This window comes from Clostridium sp. LBM24168, from assembly GCF_052953915.1.
The window spans coordinates 530,759-545,944 of the sequence record NZ_CP196861.1; the positions used below are offsets into that span (position 1 = coordinate 530,759).

Consider the following 15,186-nt stretch of genomic DNA (forward strand, 5'->3'; position numbering starts at 1 on the left):
TTAAAATAATGAATGGAGGTATAAATATGAGTGCAACATTTTCTTACTCAACAGCAATAGCATTTACTGCAGCAGAGATTAATAAACTTAACAATTTAGTTCAGAGGATGCAAAAGAGAGCAACTAATAGTACTACAACTATTAGTGTTGTGAATAATTGGAGTATTACAATCAATAGTGTAGATATTTGGCTAACGTATAATAATAGCTGCAATATGAGATCTTCAATTAAAGGAGCATTGAATAAAGCTGTTGGAGCAAAAAGACTTCAATAGAATAAATAAAAATTAATTAAGCTTAAATTTAAAATTTGTCAATGGATTTAATATAAGTTGATTGCAATATGATATTAAGTTGGCTCTAAGTTGAGAGTAAACTGATAGTATTTCTATGTTATAATATAAACTGTAGAAAGATATAAAAAGACAAGAATAGCCTTGAGAGATAAAACTCTTAGGGCTTTTATTATACAAAAATTAAGGCTTCAGACTTATGTCCTGAGGTCTTTGCTATTGTTGGAGGAATTATGAATAAATGCAGAAGATGTGTATGGAGTGACAAAATAAGCAGTAATCTTATATTTTGTATGTTCCCAGGATGTATAAGAAAAAGTAAGAGGGTTAATAAAAATGATAGACCTAGAAAAAATATATAATCTTTGTAATAACTTTGAAATGTGTAATAGATCTATTGCTATTAAAAAACTTATTGCGAGAGGTATTAATAAAAATAATGCTATTAGGTATTACAATATTTGGAGGAGACATTACCTAGAATCAAGTAGAGATGATTTAAGGTTAACAGGGATTTTTATAAAGCAAGGCAGAAATCAAAAAAGCCTTGAAGAATGTTCTTATAAAGAAAGGCAAAGATATTTAGAAGCTTTAAATAAGAAACAGTTAATTAAAATAACACAGGCTGTACTTAAATGAGTAGAGGTGAAAGTCGTGCCATTTAAACATCAAAGACCTTGTAGTTATCCAGAATGCCCTGAACTTACAAGTGAAAGATACTGCAGTAAACACCGAAAGAAAATAGATAAAAACTACAGTAAGACAAGCAGACCTTTTAAGAAACTTTACAACAGTAGATGGAGAAAGCTTAGAAAACAATTTTTGAAAGAGCATCCTCTTTGTGAAGAATGTAAAAGAGAAGGAATAGTTACTGTCGCAGAAGTAGTAGATCATGTTATACCTCACAAAGGTAATGAGAAACTTTTCTGGGATGAGAGCAACTGGCAATCTTTATGTAAGCATCATCATGATGTTAAGACTGCAAAGGAAGATGGTAGGTTTGGAAACAAGAATAAAGTTTATTCTTATTAAGTTATCAACAGAAACTTGTTTACAACCTGTGGACAACCTGTTGATAATTTCTGAAGAGGTAGGGGGTATAATTTCCTCTGGAGCTGTGCCGGAAAGGCCGGGTGGCCCCCTTCGTGTGAAAAATCGCAAAATTCCATAGGGGGGTATAGGCTAAAAATCAAATATAAAAAATGCTGAATTTTAAAGGAATTACAGAAAGTTTTGCACCTTAAGAAGTTAAATGAAAAATATACTTTTTAAGGTGTTTTCTATTTGCTTTTAAGGAAGGTGATAATTTGGAGATCCAAAAGGTATCTGTTAAAAAGCTTAATCCAGCTAAATATAATCCAAGAAAAGATTTAAAGCCGGGAGATCCTGAATATGAAAAACTTAAAAGATCGATTGAAACCTTTGGATATGTAGAACCTGTAATTTGGAATAAAAAAACAGGTAATATTGTAGGGGGACATCAAAGATTTAAAGTTTTAAAACAGGAAGGTGCGAAGGAAATTGAATGCGTTGTTGTTGATATAAGTCCGGATGAAGAGAAAGCTCTAAATGTAGCTCTTAATAAAGTAAGTGGAGAATGGGATATGCCAAAGTTAGCTGATATTTTAGATGAACTTGATAAATCTATGTTTGATATCTCTCTTACAGGATTTGACGCAGCAGAGATAGAAGATTTATTTTCTAAAGTCCATGATAAAGATGTCAGTGACGATAACTTTGATGCAGATAAAGCTCTTGAAGAAATAGAAGAACCTATAACAAAAGCAGGTGATCTGTGGATTTTAGGAAAACACAGGTTAATATGTGGTGACAGCACGGAAACTTCTGATGTTGAAAAGCTTATGAATGGAAAGAAAGCTAATCTATGTGTTACAGATCCACCGTACAACGTTAATTATTCAGCAGGAAAAGAAAATGAGAGAGTTATAAAAAATGACAGTATGGATGATAAGAGTTTTCATGAATTTTTATTGGCTGCTTTTAAAAATATCTATTCAGTATTGGATGATGGTGCAGGAGCGTATATTTTCCATGCGGATACAGAAGGATTGAACTTTAGAAAGGCTTTTAGAGAATCTGGATTTCATCTTTCAAGCGTATGTGTTTGGGTAAAGCAGTCATTGGTTTTAGGAAGAAGTGATTATCAATTCCAGCATGAGCCTGTACTTTATGGATGGAAACCAACAGGGAAGCATAGATGGTATTCAGACAGAAAACAGACAACTGTATGGAACTTTGATAGACCGAGCAAAAGTCCAGATCATCCAACAATGAAGCCGATACCATTAATAGCATATCCAATTAAGAATAGCAGCATGGCAAACTGTATAGTATTTGAACCTTTTGCAGGAAGTGGATCTACTTTAATTGCCTGTGAACAAACAGATAGGATATGTTATGCTGTAGAACTTGATGAAAAATATTGTGATGTTATTGTAAAAAGATATATAGAAACTGCTGGAGATGAAGGAGTTTTTCTAATTAGAGATGGCAAAAAGATAGATTATAAAAATGCAATTAAAAGTGAATAAAACCCTTGCTATTACTGTGCTTTAGAGTGATATATAGTATAACAAAAAAGCACATGGAGGAAAACAAAATGAAAGCATTGTTTGGAAGAAAGGTTTTAAATTTAAAGGAACTTGAGGAATTTACAAAAGAAGCTAAAAAGGATGGAATGAAAGGAACAGCTTATGAAGTTGTAAAAGAAATAGAATTGAGTGATGTTGAATTTAAGCAATTTGTGAAGGAACTTTGGAAGGATCGAACATGGATATCAGAAGAAGATGGTGGTTTCAACGAAAAAGATGAGTTGAGATGCATAAGAGTAAAAAATACAAAAACAAATAAAAGCATTCTGGTAGATTCAGAAGGATATACATACCCAAGATATACAGCCATAGAAAAATAAAAAGCCTGAAGAGGCTTTTTTTAGTGTACAAATTTAACTGCTGCTAATGTAAAAATTATAATTGCTGAAATAGTTACAAGAGTATCTATTCTTATAAAGCTTGATTTTTTCATTGATATCACCGCCTTGGTACTCATATTAGCCTTTATTTAAAGAAAATAAACCTTCATAAATAACTTGATATATCCGTGCTTTAGAGTGATATATGTAATAACAAAAAAGCACAGGAGGTAATTGATTTGGATAGAAAAGAAACTGTAAAAATATTAGGTGAGCATTTTGGGGTGAAACCAGAATATATGGGAGCACCAAGCTTTGCTTACCAAATACAAACATCAGGAGGAATTATAACTATCGATAAAGATGGTAAAATTAAAAACTCAAAAGGTGTTGAAGTAGAACTTGAAGAATTGTTAAATGATTTTCAAGAAGAAAGTATAAAAGCAGAGACTGAGCATTCAGAAATTATATTCTCAATAGCTGAACATACAGGAATTAGTTTAAGAAATTTAATAAATATGGTAAGTAGCAAGCAGACTCTTATAAAAAAGGCACTAGGCATTGAAACAGAAATTGTCACAAAAGAATTTGTGGAAGGTATAAATAGCATAAGGATTGCGAGCATTGAAGATTTTAAAACAGCAGTTTTAGAAATTGGAGCAGAAAAGTGTCCCGGTATTAGTTTTGATTTTGAAAAAGAAACTTTAGAATTTAAATTTATAAAAGGAATTGAGAATGCTGAAATTGCTGACCAATTTGTTGAGGCACTTAATGAAAGTTCAAAGAAGTTTAAACACTCTTCTCCAAAGGAAAGGCAAACGGATAATGAAAAATATACCTTTAGAACTTGGCTTTTAAGGCTTGGATTTATAGGAGATAGGTATAAAGAGGCAAGAAATCAATTACTTAGTAAGCTAGATGGTAACAGTGCTTTTAGAAAAGTTGTTAAGGAAGAGGGGAAAATAATAAATGGATAAGTTTTTTACTCAAAAAACCTGTAGCCGTTGTGGTGGAAGTCTTAAAAATGGTAGAACAATGTCCATGTATAATCAGGATTGCATATGCTTAAGCTGCAAAGATAAAGAAAGAAGACGTAGTGATTACAAAGAAGCTGTAGAAACTGAACATGAGGAGATTAAGAAAGGAAATTACAATTACAAAGGTATAAAAGGCTAAAATATGATAAGGGGTCTACAAGTGTAGGCTCTTTTTTTTAATGGAGGAGGTGAAACCATGGCGACAAGAGGAAGAAAACCAAAACCAACAGCTCTAAAGGTTCTTGAAGGGAATCCAGGAAAAAGACCATTAAATATAAATGAACCAAAACCCGAAAAGAAAGCTCCAAAATGTCCGTCATGGCTTGAACCAGAAGCTAAAAAAGAATGGAGAAGGATGACAAAGACATTAGAGAAAATAGGTGTACTTACAAAAGTAGATGCGGCTGCTTTTGCTGGATACTGCCAAGCTTATGCAAGGTGGAAGGAAGCAGAAGAATTTTTAACAAAACATGGTACTATTTTTAAAACGCCATCAGGATATATTCAACAGGTGCCGCAGGTTTCTATTGCTCAAACCTATCTTAAAATTATGAAAGATTTTTGCTCTGAATTTGGATTAACACCATCATCCCGTACTAGGATTAGAGTAGGTACAGAAACAGGTAAAACGGATGATCCTATGGAAGACATTCTAAGGATGGTGTGAAGATGTTTGACGAAAAGAAAGCAGAAAAGGTAGTAAAGTTCATAAATAATCTTAAGCACACAAAGGGTGTGTGGCATGGAGTTCCCTTTGATTTATTACCCTGGCAGGATAAAATTATTAAAGATATATTTGGAACAGTTAAGGATAATGGCTATAGAAAATACAATACAGCTTATGTAGAAATTCCAAAGAAAAATGGGAAAAGTGAAATTGCCGCAGCTATAGCTCTTTATCTTACCTGTGCAGATAATGAATGGGGTGCAGAAGTCTATGGCTGTGCCGCAGATAGGCAACAGGCATCTATAGTTTTTGATGTGGCAGTAGATATGGTGGATCAATGTCCGGCACTTAAGAAAAGAATAAAGCCTATAATATCTCAAAAGAGATTAGTGTATATGCCGCTTGGAAGCTTTTATCAAGTCTTGTCCTCGGAGGCTTTTTCAAAACATGGACTTAATGTTCATGGAGTAATTTTTGATGAGTTACATGCACAACCTAATAGAGAATTATATGATGTTATGACAAAGGGCAGTGGCGATGCAAGAATGCAGCCGCTGTTCTTTTTAATTACAACGGCTGGAACAGATAGAAATTCTATATGCTATGAGGTACATCAAAAGGCAGAGGATATTTTAAGAGGTAAGAAAATTGATAAAACCTTTTATCCAGTAATTTATGGTACTGCAGACAACGAAGATTGGGGAGATGAAGCTAATTGGTATAAAGCGAATCCTTCTCTTGGATATACAATACCTATTGAAAAGGTTAGGGATGCTTTTAATAGTGCAAAGGAAAATCCAGCTGAAGAAAATATATTCAGGCAGCTTAGACTTAATCAATGGGTTAAACAATCTGTAAGATGGATGCCTATGGATGTTTGGAACAAGTGCTCTTTTGAAGTTAATATTGAAAAACTTAAAGGTAGAGAATGTTATGGCGGCTTGGATCTTTCAAGTACTAATGATATTACTGCCTTTGTTTTAGTGTTTCCACCAATAACTGAGGATGATAAATATTATGTTTTACCTTTCTTCTGGATACCAGAAGATAACTTAAAATTAAGAGTAAAAAGAGATCATGTTCCCTATGATGTATGGAAAAAGCAAGGTTTTCTTGAAACTACAGAAGGAAATGTTATTCACTATGGCTTTATTGAAAACTTCATAGATGAACTTGGAACACAATTTAATATAAAAGAAATAGCCTTTGACCGCTGGGGAGCTGTGCAGATGGTTCAAAACTTAGACGGCTTAGGTTTTACTGTAGTTCCTTTTGGACAAGGATATAAAGATATGAGTCCACCAACAAAAGAGCTTATGAAAATAACTCTAGAACAGAAAATAGCTCATGGAGGGCATCCAGTTTTAAGTTGGATGATGGATAACATATTTGTGAGAACAGATCCAGCTGGAAATATAAAGCCGGATAAAGAAAAGTCTACTGAAAAAATAGATGGAGCTGTAGCTTTAATAATGGCTCTTGATAGAGCAATAAGACATGAATCTAAAGAATCAGTTTATGAAAAAAGAGGAATGAGAAGTTTACTTGATTAGGAAGTGATGTTTTGAAATTTATAGATAGATGTAAGCTTTTTTTAACTCCACAGAATGCATTATTTGAAGTCCTGCAGAAATATTCTCAGGATTTTTTAGCTGGTGAAGATGTTCCTACAGCAGATAATTCAACCATAGATGCTAATACAGCTATGAGTTTTACAGCAGTTTTTGCTTGTAACAGGGTACTTTCAGAAACCCTTGCTAGTTGTCCTATATTTTTATATGAAAAAGACAGTAAAGGCAATAGAGTTCAAGTTACAGATGCTCCAGAATATCAGCTGATGCATTATACACCAAATCCAGAAATGACACCGGGGCAGTTTAAGGAAACAGGAATGAGTAATATGAACTTAGGTGGAAACTTTATAGCTCAAAAGGTATTTAATCTTCATGGTGATTTATTAGAACTTAGACCTATTTTATGGAACAGAGTAAGGATTGATATAGATAAAGACACAGGTAGGCTTCTTTACTTTATTGATGGTAAAACTGAGCCGAAGACAAGAGATGAAATACTGCATATACCGGGGTTAACTTTGGATGGCTATATAGGAGTAACACCTCTAACTTATGCGGCGTTAACTATTGATATTGGATTATCTCAAGACAAATTTGAAAGAAATTTTTATCTTAATAGGGCATCGACAAGTGGAATATTTCAGTATCCTAATGAACTAGGGGACGAAGCTTTTAAGAGATTAAAAAAGGACATAAAGAAAAATTATACAGGGCTTTCCAATGCAGGAGTACCAATGATTCTTGAAGGTGGAGGTCAATTTAAAGAAGTTACTATGAAACTTACTGATGCACAATTTTTAGAATCCAAGAGATTTAGGATAGAAGATGTATGTAGAATATTTAGAATACCACTTCATTTGGTACAAGATTTAACAAGATCAACCAACAATAACATAGAACACCAAAGTCTTGAATTCATTGTTTATACTATGCTCCCTTGGTTTAAAAGATGGGAAGAAAACTTGAATTTGCAGCTGCTTTCAAATGAATCAAAAAGGAAAAATAGATATTTCGAGTTTAAGGTGGATGCACTTTTAAGAGGAGATGCCCAGACGAGAGCTTCAGCTTATGCACAGGGAAGACAATGGGGTTGGCTTAGTGTAAATGATATAAGAAGACTTGAAAATATGGACCCAATTGAAAATGGAGATATATATTTACAGCCTTTAAATATGAGTGAAGCAGGTTCTGCTGATACAGAAAATGAGAGCAAAGAGCTATCAGAAAAAATATATGAAATGATTTCAAAGGGTGGTGAAAAGCATGAGCAAAGGTAAAAAGTTCTGGAAGTTTAATGCAAAAGAAAATAGTGATGAAGGAGAGCTCCTTTTATATGGGGATATAAGTGACTCAACTTGGTGGGGAGACGAAATTACACCTAAAAATTTTAAGGAAGAATTAGATTCACTTGGAGATATTAAAACCTTAAATGTTTATATAAACAGCGGCGGCGGTGATGTGTTTGCAGGACAGGCGATATATTCAATGCTAAAAAGGCATAGTGCAACAGTTAATGTTTATGTGGATGGACTTGCAGCGAGTATAGCCTCAATAATTGCTATGGCAGGGGACAATGTTAAAATGCCTAAAAATGCAATGCTTATGGTTCATAATCCTTGGTCTTTTGGTATGGGTAATGCAAATGATTTTAGAAAACTAGCTGATGATCTGGATAAAGTAAGAGAAAGCATGATTTCAGTATATGAAGATAAAACAGGGATGGAAAAAGAAAAGATAGTTGAACTGATGGATGCAGAAACATGGATGACAGCGGAGGAAGCAGTAGAATTTGGTTTTGCAGATGAAATTGAAGAAGAAAAACAAGTAGCAGCTTCGTTGAATAATAGAATATTTGCTATTAATGGATTAAAGGTTGATATTACTAGATATAAAAATCTTCAAGTAGGCAAAATTCAGTTTAAAGAGTCAATTCCAAGTGAAAGTAAAATTAATAAGCTTAAAGAACAGCCTGTTAACATAGAAGAAATTAAAGAAAAAGTTACAGACAATAATAAAAATCCAATAGCTAAGGATGAAAAGCAGGTTCCTATAGATTTATATAAAAAGTTAAATGAAATTCATGAGAGGAGATTTAATATATGAGTTTAAAAGAAATATTAAAACAAAAACTTGATTCACAAGCAGCTATAGTACAAGGTGCAATTGATGCAGCAAGAGCAATGAATGAAGAGGAGCAAAAGTTATATGATGATTTAGAGGTAGAAATTAAAAATCTTGAAAAAACAATAGAAGCAGAAGACAAGCTGAAAGAAAGAGAAAAGCTTAATAAGACACCAGTCAATGAACCTATATATGCTAAACCTAAAGATCCTAATGAAAAGAAATGGAAAGGCGGCATGGGAGAATTTCTTCAAGCTGTAGCAAAGGCATCTTCACCCGGTGGAATAATGGATAACAGACTCATATATCAAAATTCAGCATCGGGTTTGAATGAAAGTGTAAGTTCTGAAGGCGGCTTTATGCTGGAAAATGATTTTATACAGGAAATGTTTGATGTTATGATGTCCGAAAGCCAGGTTGCAAACAGAATAAGGATGATTCCAATTGGTGCAAATACAAATAGACTAAGAACTCTTGGTATTGATGAAACTAGCAGAGCAAATGGAAGCAGATGGGGCGGCGTTCAAGCTTATTGGATAGCTGAAGCAGAAACTGTTACAAAGTCAAAGCCTAAGTTTAGAGAAATTGATATGGCACTTCAGAAATTACTGGCACTTTGTTATGTTACAGATGATTTACTTCAAGATGCAACGGCACTTGAAGCCATAGTAAAGCAAGCATATGCAGATGAAATGAGTTTTAAGATTGATGATGCAATTATAAATGGTAGTGGTGTTGGAATGCCACTTGGAGTATTAAATTCAGATGCACTTGTAACTGTAGCAAAAGAAAAAGATCAAGCTGCAGGAACTATAAAGTATGAAAATATACTTAAAATGTGGAGTTCAGTACCTGCAAGGCTTAGAGCAAATGCTGTGTGGTACATTAATCAAGAAATAGAACCACAACTTTATACTATGGCACTTAATATAGGAACAGGAGGAGCACCTGTATTTCTACCTTCTGGAGGAGCTTCAAGTTCACAGTACAGCACTCTTTTAAACAGACCAATAATTCCTATAGAGCAGTGTTCTCCATTAGGTAAAAAGGGAGATATTATCCTTGTAGATCCTACGCAGTATATTGGAATAGATAAGAAAGCACCAACAGCTGATGTATCAATACATGTAAGATTTTTGTATGATGAGCAGGTGTTTAGATTTATTTATAAATTCAATGGTGCTCCGTATAGAAGTAAGCCTATTACACCTTATAAAGGTGCTAGTTCTTTGAGTCCATTTGTTACTTTAGGAGATAGATAGAAATTGTAGTTATATACTGAGATCTGATATAATGTTTATAAGTAATATTAGGATACTATAAAAAATTGAAATTTTACTGTAATGGTGATGGAGATTAGTATAATGAGCAAAAAAAGTTTTAAGATTATTATGAAAGATTCAGAGGTTTGTCAAAAGGTTGAATATCTAAGAAATGCTCTTCTTATAAAAGGTTGTCATCTTTATGAGCGATATAAACAATTTCAAAACATAAGTATTGGTGAAGCTGCAATTAAAGAAGTAAGAAACAAAGAATATGGGAGAGACCCCAAAAATAGACCGGCTATCGCAATATTAGAAGTTATATTATCAAGAAGAACCAATTATACAGGGTTTGTGGAACCACATATTAGGAAACTTGAGAAGGATGCTGATTTAAATACGTTTAATGATTTAAAGAGAATAGTAGGCACTTTGAGTAAAGAAAGTTTTTTAAAATATTGGAATTATCATTATGAAGAAAAGTATAATATCCTTAAAGAAATGTTGATTTCTATAGATAAGTTAAGAGAAAAGTATAAGAATATTAGTACAGACTATGAACTATTAAACACATGGGGAAAAACTGTAGAAATAGAAAATATTCATAAAGATATTTTTGGAAGAATTTATGGAGTGGGTATAGCTACGATTCAACATCTAAGAATGAATTTTGGTATTGATACAATAAAACCTGATTTAAGAGTAGGTCAAGTTTTGAAAAAACAATTTTTATTAAATGTTAGCAATAAGGCACATATAATTAAATACATGGAAGAAATCTCAAAAATCACAGGGTATAAAATGTTAGAGCTAGATCAGATTTTTGTAAACTATGGCTCTGGCTATTATAGAGAAGATACCAACAGCGATATGGGCAAAAATGATGTGTTAAAAACAAATAATAATAAGTTAAAGTTTAAAGATGAAAAATTAGATGATAAAGTAACAAAACATTACCTTGAAGGTGTATCAAATAGTTTGACTTATTTGGATTTTGAACAATTGAACAATAATCACATTAAAAACTTTGAAGGTACCTCACTTGATATATTAAATTATTTACTAGAAAATACTAATAGAATAAATAATGAGCTAATGAAAGAATATAATATTGATTCAATAGGCAATGATATACTATTAAAGAAAAGAAAGTATAATGAGGTTAATGTAAATTTTAATGACAATGGTATAAAGCGTTATGGATATAAGAATATAATGACTATATGGCCTACAAAGGCAGGAGTTAGGCTAATAATTACTGGTAAGATGAAAAAAGAGTGTACATTTCATTCAGTATATGAAGTTAGAAAATTTGGAATTTTGAACATAATAGAGTGGAAGTTAAAAGTTATGTATGGAGTAATTAAGAAAGATTCTTAACATATATAATAAGAATAGACTACTAGCAAATTTGTTTTATGTCTATAGAACAATATATCTTTAAATGATAATAAATTTTGTAAGGCGGCCTTAGTGCTGCCTTAGCTATTTGAAGGAGGAAAATGAATTATGGCATTAATCGAAAAATATAAATTAATACAAGCATTTGAACCAAGGACAACAAATGCCGCAATAACAAGTAATTATGTAACTTTAAAGAATGCTGTTACAGCAACAGTTGTTGTAAATTTAGCCCAATCAGCTGGTCATGCAACACAAATTTCTTTATATCAGGCACAGGATATAGAAGGGACAGGTGCAAAGCCTTTATCAAATGATGTTCCTGTACTTGCAAATGAAGATGTTGGGGCAAGTGATACATTAGTAAGGCAAGCAGATGGAGTAAGTTATACTGTAGCAAATACTGCAAAGAATAAACAGGTGATATTTCATATTGATCCAGCTAAACTTGATATAAATAATGGATTCACTTGTTTAAATGTGAGGATTGGAGCTAGTTCACAGGCTACAAACTTTGCAAGTGGTGAATTTATATTGGAGAACAAATATGCGGAGGATGAAAAAAATTAGATATTAGTTGATTAAATTTGAGAGCCACTTAAGGCTCTTTTGTTTTTGGGGTGATCTTATGGCATTAAAAATTATAATACCACCTGCAGCTGAACCTATAACTTTGGAGGAAGCAAAACAGCATTTAAGAGTAACCGGAAGTGATGATGATATTATTTTGCTCAGTATGATCAAGCAGGCTAGAGAGTTTTGTGAGGACTTTCAGAATAAGAAATATATTACACAAACTTTAGAAATGGTATTAGATTCTTTCCCAAATGATAATTATATTTCATTTGATAATTGTTCACCAGTTCAAAGTGTAGAAAGTGTAAAATACTATGATGTAAATGGAAAGGAGTTTGTATTTGATGTTGCTAACTATATTGTTGATACAGATAGCTTTGTTAACAGAATAGTTCTTGGATACTGCAAATTATGGCCAACAATAGCATTACAAACTGTTAATGCTGTAAGGATTAGATTTACAGCTGGCTTTGGAGACAAACCAGAAAATGTAGCTGAAACGGTTAAATGGGCAATGATCCTTCACATGAGACTTCTTTATGACGATTATAAGCCTGATGAAAGAACAAAAGTTGAAGAAGCAAGGAATTCATTATTGAGTATGAATAGAGTGATACCAGTATGAGAACGGAAGAATTGAAACACAAAATAACCTTTCAGAAACTTACAACAACTACAAATGATAATGGATTTGAAGTTGAAGTATGGGAGGATTACTCAACTGTTTGGACAGCGGTATCAAATCTGATTGGAAGAGAATATTTTGCAGCTGCAGCTGTGCAAGCAGAGAAAACTGTTAAGTTCACTATAAGGTATCTACAAGGTATAACAGATGATATGAGGATATTATTTGAAGATAAACAGTACAGTATAACTTTCATAGATAATATCAAATATAGAAACAAATATATAGAAATAAAGGCTTTGGAGGTTGAGAATAGTGGCTAATTTTTAAGTCTCATTATAACTCACAATACTGAATCACAGTAGATAAATCATACTACTTTAATTACTTGTGGAACTTTTTATTAAGGAGTATGATGAAAAAAAAGGAGAATTTGTTACTATGAAAGTTAATGCTGAGGCTTTTAAAAAAGAGCTTACAAAAATATTTGAAAATACCAAAGAACAAGGTAAAGAATATGTAGATGTTAATTCAGGTGATTTGCATAGACAAGTTGGCGGTTATCCAGGATCAAATCATAGAATGCCTACTTGTTGTGGTGTAATGAAAAGTATGATGAGATCAAAAGATAAAGTATTAGAAAAACCGCCTTTAGGAAAAGGAGCATCGCTAGTAATAAGATATTTTCTTAAATAGTTTAATAAATAAGCTTTAAGTGCAGTAATATGCACTTTTTTTCTGCGAAAAAGCTTTATGTGGAGGTTGGAGAATAGTGGCTAATATAGAGCTTACAGGTGTTGATGAAATATTAAATAGACTTCAACAAATAGGTTCAAATGTAGGAAAGCTTGAAAATAAAGCACTGAAAAATGCTGCAGAACCCGTACTTGAAGATACAAAAGCAAATGTTCCTGTGAGGACTGGAAAACTTAAAAAAGGTCTTAAGATAACCAATGTAAAAAAGAAAGAGGGAATAAAATATATTCTTGTAGGTGTAGATAAAGGAGATAATTCAGAAGCTTTCTATGGAAAATTTGTGGAATTTGGAACTAGTAAGAGAGCAGCTCATCCTTTCTTACAGCCTGCGTATGAAAAGAATAAAAGTAGGATAAAAGAAATTATAGCTGAAACTCTAAAGCAAGGATTAAAGTGATAAACAAATTAGTAGTAGAAGCTTTAAAACCTCTTAAAGTACCTGTTTCATTTCAGAAATATAAGGGGAAAGAAAATACCTATATAACCTTTTTTAATTATCTAGAACAAGGAGAGCAGTATGCTGATAATGAAGAAAAAGCTACAGGTTTTTATATTCAGGTGGATGTATGGAGTAAAAATGATTATACAGAGCTTGTAGAAAAAGTAAAAAATGCTATGAAAGCCGCAGGGTTTATGAGAACTTCTGCGGCTGATTTATTTGAAAGTGATACTAAAATATATCACAAAGCAATAAGATTTTTTATTCAGATGGAGGGGGGACAGTAAGTTATGTCAGGAATAGTAAATAGTGCTCCTATAGGAGTAGAAAATTTAGTTTATGCAATTTTAACAGATGAAGTAGCTGCGGTTTATGATAAACCGGCTTTAATTTCACCAGCAATAAATGTAAAGATAAATCCAAAGAGTAATTCAGATACGTTATATGCTGATAATAGAGCCGTAGAAACAGCAACATCTTTAGGTGAGATAGATGTAGAAATTGAGACGCAGGATCTACCACTTGAAGTACAAGCAGAACTTTTAGGACACAAGATCGATTCGACAACTAAGGTAATGTGTTCAGATGTTCAAGATTCAGCACCATATGTTGCTGTAGGTTTTAAAATTAAAAAAGCTAATGGGAAGTATAGATATGTATGGCTTCTTAAAGGTAAATTTAGTGAACCGGAAGAAGAGCATTCATCACAGGAAGATAAAACAAAATTCCAGACACCTAAAATTAAAGGTACATTTGTTACAAGAACAGATGGTAAGTGGAAATATACAGCTGACGAAGATAGTGGCTTTACAGGTGGAGCTGTATGGTTTGGCAGTGTGTATAAACCAATAAGTATACCAGCGGCACCAACTAATCCAATACAGGATGATACAGCTAATACTTTTGGATGGACTAATGTTAGTGGATATGATAAAGCATCAGATTATGAATACAGCACAGATGGTGGGGCAACATGGTCAGCAGTAACAGCAAATCCACAAAGTGTTGGAAATAGTAGCTATGCTATAGGAAAAGTACAGGTAAGAGTAAAGGCAGATATAGAAGCTAACAGATCAGCAGGATTAGTATTAAGTTCAACTTCAGCATATACTGCAGGTTAATTTATGGAGGGTAAAATTTATGGAGATAGTATTGAATAATAAAACTTATGTAATGCCTAAAGTTAAAACAAGGATGCTTAGAAAGGCTATTGAAATTAATGAAAATATAGATTTTAGTAACATGAAGACAAAAGATTTAGATGGACTCGTGGATTTTATAGTAGATTTATATGGTAATAAGTTTACCAGAAATAATTTTTATGATGGTTTAGATGCAGATAAGCTTATAGGAACCCTTAATAACAGTATAAATGGAATAGTAGGAAACTTAGGAAATAAGTTAAAGGAATTCCCAAACAAGTAAGCGGAGGTAGTGATGAAAAGCTATCTCCGCTTGATTTTATAAAGGAGATTTATTCTAAGCTTTTAGAACAGGGATGGA

At 32.7% G+C, this 15,186-nt stretch carries 22 protein-coding genes; all 22 read left to right on the plus strand.

Annotation, left to right across the window (positions count from 1 at the left end; translation table 11 throughout):
* The first annotated feature begins 26 nt into the window (after positions 1–26).
* The 22 genes from ACSVC9_RS02555 to gpG all read left to right on the plus strand — a co-directional run bounded on the left by ACSVC9_RS02555 (position 27) and on the right by gpG (position 15,108).
* Entirely contained in the window at positions 27–275 is a 249-nt protein-coding gene (locus ACSVC9_RS02555) for a hypothetical protein (protein WP_446898825.1), read from the plus strand.
* 251 nt (positions 276–526) lie between these two features.
* A complete protein-coding gene (locus ACSVC9_RS02560; protein WP_446898826.1) occupies positions 527–655 on the plus strand; it encodes a hypothetical protein in 129 nt (42 codons plus the stop codon).
* Positions 630–932, plus strand: coding sequence for a hypothetical protein (locus ACSVC9_RS02565; RefSeq protein ID WP_446898827.1), 303 nt, complete (start codon positions 630–632; stop codon positions 930–932). The genes ACSVC9_RS02560 and ACSVC9_RS02565 overlap by 26 nt, the downstream gene beginning before the upstream one ends.
* 15 nt (positions 933–947) lie before the next feature.
* The gene (locus ACSVC9_RS02570; protein ID WP_446898828.1) at positions 948–1,325 is read left to right on the plus strand and encodes an HNH endonuclease; all 378 of its coding nucleotides are present in this window, start codon (positions 948–950) and stop codon (positions 1,323–1,325) included.
* A gap of 275 nt (positions 1,326–1,600) precedes the next feature.
* Positions 1,601–2,845 (plus strand): site-specific DNA-methyltransferase, encoded by a 1,245-nt coding sequence (locus ACSVC9_RS02575; RefSeq protein ID WP_446898829.1) that lies wholly within the window; start codon positions 1,601–1,603, stop codon positions 2,843–2,845.
* A gap of 68 nt (positions 2,846–2,913) precedes the next feature.
* Positions 2,914–3,225 carry a hypothetical protein gene (locus ACSVC9_RS02580; RefSeq protein ID WP_446898830.1) on the plus strand — a complete coding sequence of 104 codons (312 nt, stop codon included), beginning with the start codon at positions 2,914–2,916 and terminating at the stop codon, positions 3,223–3,225.
* A 239-nt stretch (positions 3,226–3,464) separates the two neighbouring features.
* Positions 3,465–4,202: a virulence-related protein gene (locus ACSVC9_RS02585; protein WP_446898831.1), complete on the plus strand. Its 738-nt coding sequence runs from the start codon at positions 3,465–3,467 to the stop codon at positions 4,200–4,202.
* Positions 4,195–4,401: a gamma-glutamylcyclotransferase gene (locus tag ACSVC9_RS02590; protein ID WP_446898832.1), complete on the plus strand. Its 207-nt coding sequence runs from the start codon at positions 4,195–4,197 to the stop codon at positions 4,399–4,401. Before ACSVC9_RS02585 ends, ACSVC9_RS02590 begins: the two co-directional genes overlap by 8 nt.
* A 57-nt stretch (positions 4,402–4,458) precedes the next feature.
* A complete protein-coding gene (locus ACSVC9_RS02595) occupies positions 4,459–4,929 on the plus strand; it encodes a phage terminase small subunit P27 family (protein ID WP_122057954.1) in 471 nt (156 codons plus the stop codon).
* A 2-nt stretch (positions 4,930–4,931) separates the two neighbouring features.
* Positions 4,932–6,482 (plus strand): terminase large subunit, encoded by a 1,551-nt coding sequence (locus ACSVC9_RS02600; protein WP_446898833.1) that lies wholly within the window; start codon positions 4,932–4,934, stop codon positions 6,480–6,482.
* 11 nt (positions 6,483–6,493) lie between these two features.
* The gene (locus ACSVC9_RS02605) at positions 6,494–7,780 is read left to right on the plus strand and encodes a phage portal protein (RefSeq protein ID WP_446898834.1); all 1,287 of its coding nucleotides are present in this window, start codon (positions 6,494–6,496) and stop codon (positions 7,778–7,780) included.
* Positions 7,767–8,606: a head maturation protease, ClpP-related gene (locus ACSVC9_RS02610; RefSeq protein ID WP_446898835.1), complete on the plus strand. Its 840-nt coding sequence runs from the start codon at positions 7,767–7,769 to the stop codon at positions 8,604–8,606. The genes ACSVC9_RS02605 and ACSVC9_RS02610 overlap by 14 nt, the downstream gene beginning before the upstream one ends.
* A complete protein-coding gene (locus ACSVC9_RS02615; RefSeq protein WP_446898836.1) occupies positions 8,603–9,886 on the plus strand; it encodes a phage major capsid protein in 1,284 nt (427 codons plus the stop codon). Before ACSVC9_RS02610 ends, ACSVC9_RS02615 begins: the two co-directional genes overlap by 4 nt.
* A gap of 102 nt (positions 9,887–9,988) precedes the next feature.
* Positions 9,989–11,266 carry a hypothetical protein gene (locus ACSVC9_RS02620; protein ID WP_446898837.1) on the plus strand — a complete coding sequence of 426 codons (1,278 nt, stop codon included), beginning with the start codon at positions 9,989–9,991 and terminating at the stop codon, positions 11,264–11,266.
* A gap of 129 nt (positions 11,267–11,395) precedes the next feature.
* Positions 11,396–11,857 (plus strand): hypothetical protein, encoded by a 462-nt coding sequence (locus tag ACSVC9_RS02625; RefSeq protein WP_446898838.1) that lies wholly within the window; start codon positions 11,396–11,398, stop codon positions 11,855–11,857.
* 58 nt (positions 11,858–11,915) lie between these two features.
* Positions 11,916–12,488 carry a head-tail connector protein gene (locus tag ACSVC9_RS02630; RefSeq protein WP_446898839.1) on the plus strand — a complete coding sequence of 191 codons (573 nt, stop codon included), beginning with the start codon at positions 11,916–11,918 and terminating at the stop codon, positions 12,486–12,488.
* Positions 12,485–12,811, plus strand: coding sequence for a phage head closure protein (locus ACSVC9_RS02635; protein ID WP_446898840.1), 327 nt, complete (start codon positions 12,485–12,487; stop codon positions 12,809–12,811). The genes ACSVC9_RS02630 and ACSVC9_RS02635 overlap by 4 nt, the downstream gene beginning before the upstream one ends.
* Before the next feature lie 118 nt (positions 12,812–12,929).
* Entirely contained in the window at positions 12,930–13,184 is a 255-nt protein-coding gene (locus tag ACSVC9_RS02640; protein ID WP_446898841.1) for a hypothetical protein, read from the plus strand.
* Positions 13,185–13,260: 76 nt separating this feature from the next.
* Positions 13,261–13,641 carry an HK97-gp10 family putative phage morphogenesis protein gene (locus ACSVC9_RS02645; protein ID WP_446898842.1) on the plus strand — a complete coding sequence of 127 codons (381 nt, stop codon included), beginning with the start codon at positions 13,261–13,263 and terminating at the stop codon, positions 13,639–13,641.
* A complete protein-coding gene (locus ACSVC9_RS02650; RefSeq protein WP_446898843.1) occupies positions 13,638–13,970 on the plus strand; it encodes a hypothetical protein in 333 nt (110 codons plus the stop codon). The genes ACSVC9_RS02645 and ACSVC9_RS02650 overlap by 4 nt, the downstream gene beginning before the upstream one ends.
* A gap of 3 nt (positions 13,971–13,973) precedes the next feature.
* Entirely contained in the window at positions 13,974–14,804 is an 831-nt protein-coding gene (locus ACSVC9_RS02655) for a major tail protein (protein WP_446898844.1), read from the plus strand.
* A 19-nt stretch (positions 14,805–14,823) separates the two neighbouring features.
* The gene (gpG, locus tag ACSVC9_RS02660; RefSeq protein ID WP_446898845.1) at positions 14,824–15,108 is read left to right on the plus strand and encodes a phage tail assembly chaperone G; all 285 of its coding nucleotides are present in this window, start codon (positions 14,824–14,826) and stop codon (positions 15,106–15,108) included.
* Positions 15,109–15,186: the final 78 nt, after the last annotated feature.

Excerpts from the sequence above, each read along its gene's own strand:
- ACSVC9_RS02555 (WP_446898825.1), top strand. The coding sequence starts at position 27 with ATGAGTGCAACATTTTCTTACTCAACAGCAATAGCATTTACTGCAGCA.
- ACSVC9_RS02560 (WP_446898826.1), top strand. The coding sequence starts at position 527 with ATGAATAAATGCAGAAGATGTGTATGGAGTGACAAAATAAGCAGTAAT.
- ACSVC9_RS02565 (WP_446898827.1), top strand. The coding sequence starts at position 630 with ATGATAGACCTAGAAAAAATATATAATCTTTGTAATAACTTTGAAATG.
- ACSVC9_RS02580 (WP_446898830.1), top strand. The coding sequence starts at position 2,914 with ATGAAAGCATTGTTTGGAAGAAAGGTTTTAAATTTAAAGGAACTTGAG.
- ACSVC9_RS02590 (WP_446898832.1), top strand. The coding sequence starts at position 4,195 with ATGGATAAGTTTTTTACTCAAAAAACCTGTAGCCGTTGTGGTGGAAGT.
- ACSVC9_RS02595 (WP_122057954.1), top strand. The coding sequence starts at position 4,459 with ATGGCGACAAGAGGAAGAAAACCAAAACCAACAGCTCTAAAGGTTCTT.
- ACSVC9_RS02600 (WP_446898833.1), top strand. The coding sequence starts at position 4,932 with ATGTTTGACGAAAAGAAAGCAGAAAAGGTAGTAAAGTTCATAAATAAT.
- ACSVC9_RS02610 (WP_446898835.1), top strand. The coding sequence starts at position 7,767 with ATGAGCAAAGGTAAAAAGTTCTGGAAGTTTAATGCAAAAGAAAATAGT.
- ACSVC9_RS02615 (WP_446898836.1), top strand. The coding sequence starts at position 8,603 with ATGAGTTTAAAAGAAATATTAAAACAAAAACTTGATTCACAAGCAGCT.
- ACSVC9_RS02620 (WP_446898837.1), top strand. The coding sequence starts at position 9,989 with ATGAGCAAAAAAAGTTTTAAGATTATTATGAAAGATTCAGAGGTTTGT.
- ACSVC9_RS02625 (WP_446898838.1), top strand. The coding sequence starts at position 11,396 with ATGGCATTAATCGAAAAATATAAATTAATACAAGCATTTGAACCAAGG.
- ACSVC9_RS02630 (WP_446898839.1), top strand. The coding sequence starts at position 11,916 with ATGGCATTAAAAATTATAATACCACCTGCAGCTGAACCTATAACTTTG.
- ACSVC9_RS02635 (WP_446898840.1), top strand. The coding sequence starts at position 12,485 with ATGAGAACGGAAGAATTGAAACACAAAATAACCTTTCAGAAACTTACA.
- ACSVC9_RS02640 (WP_446898841.1), top strand. The coding sequence starts at position 12,930 with ATGAAAGTTAATGCTGAGGCTTTTAAAAAAGAGCTTACAAAAATATTT.
- ACSVC9_RS02655 (WP_446898844.1), top strand. The coding sequence starts at position 13,974 with ATGTCAGGAATAGTAAATAGTGCTCCTATAGGAGTAGAAAATTTAGTT.
- gpG (WP_446898845.1), top strand. The coding sequence starts at position 14,824 with ATGGAGATAGTATTGAATAATAAAACTTATGTAATGCCTAAAGTTAAA.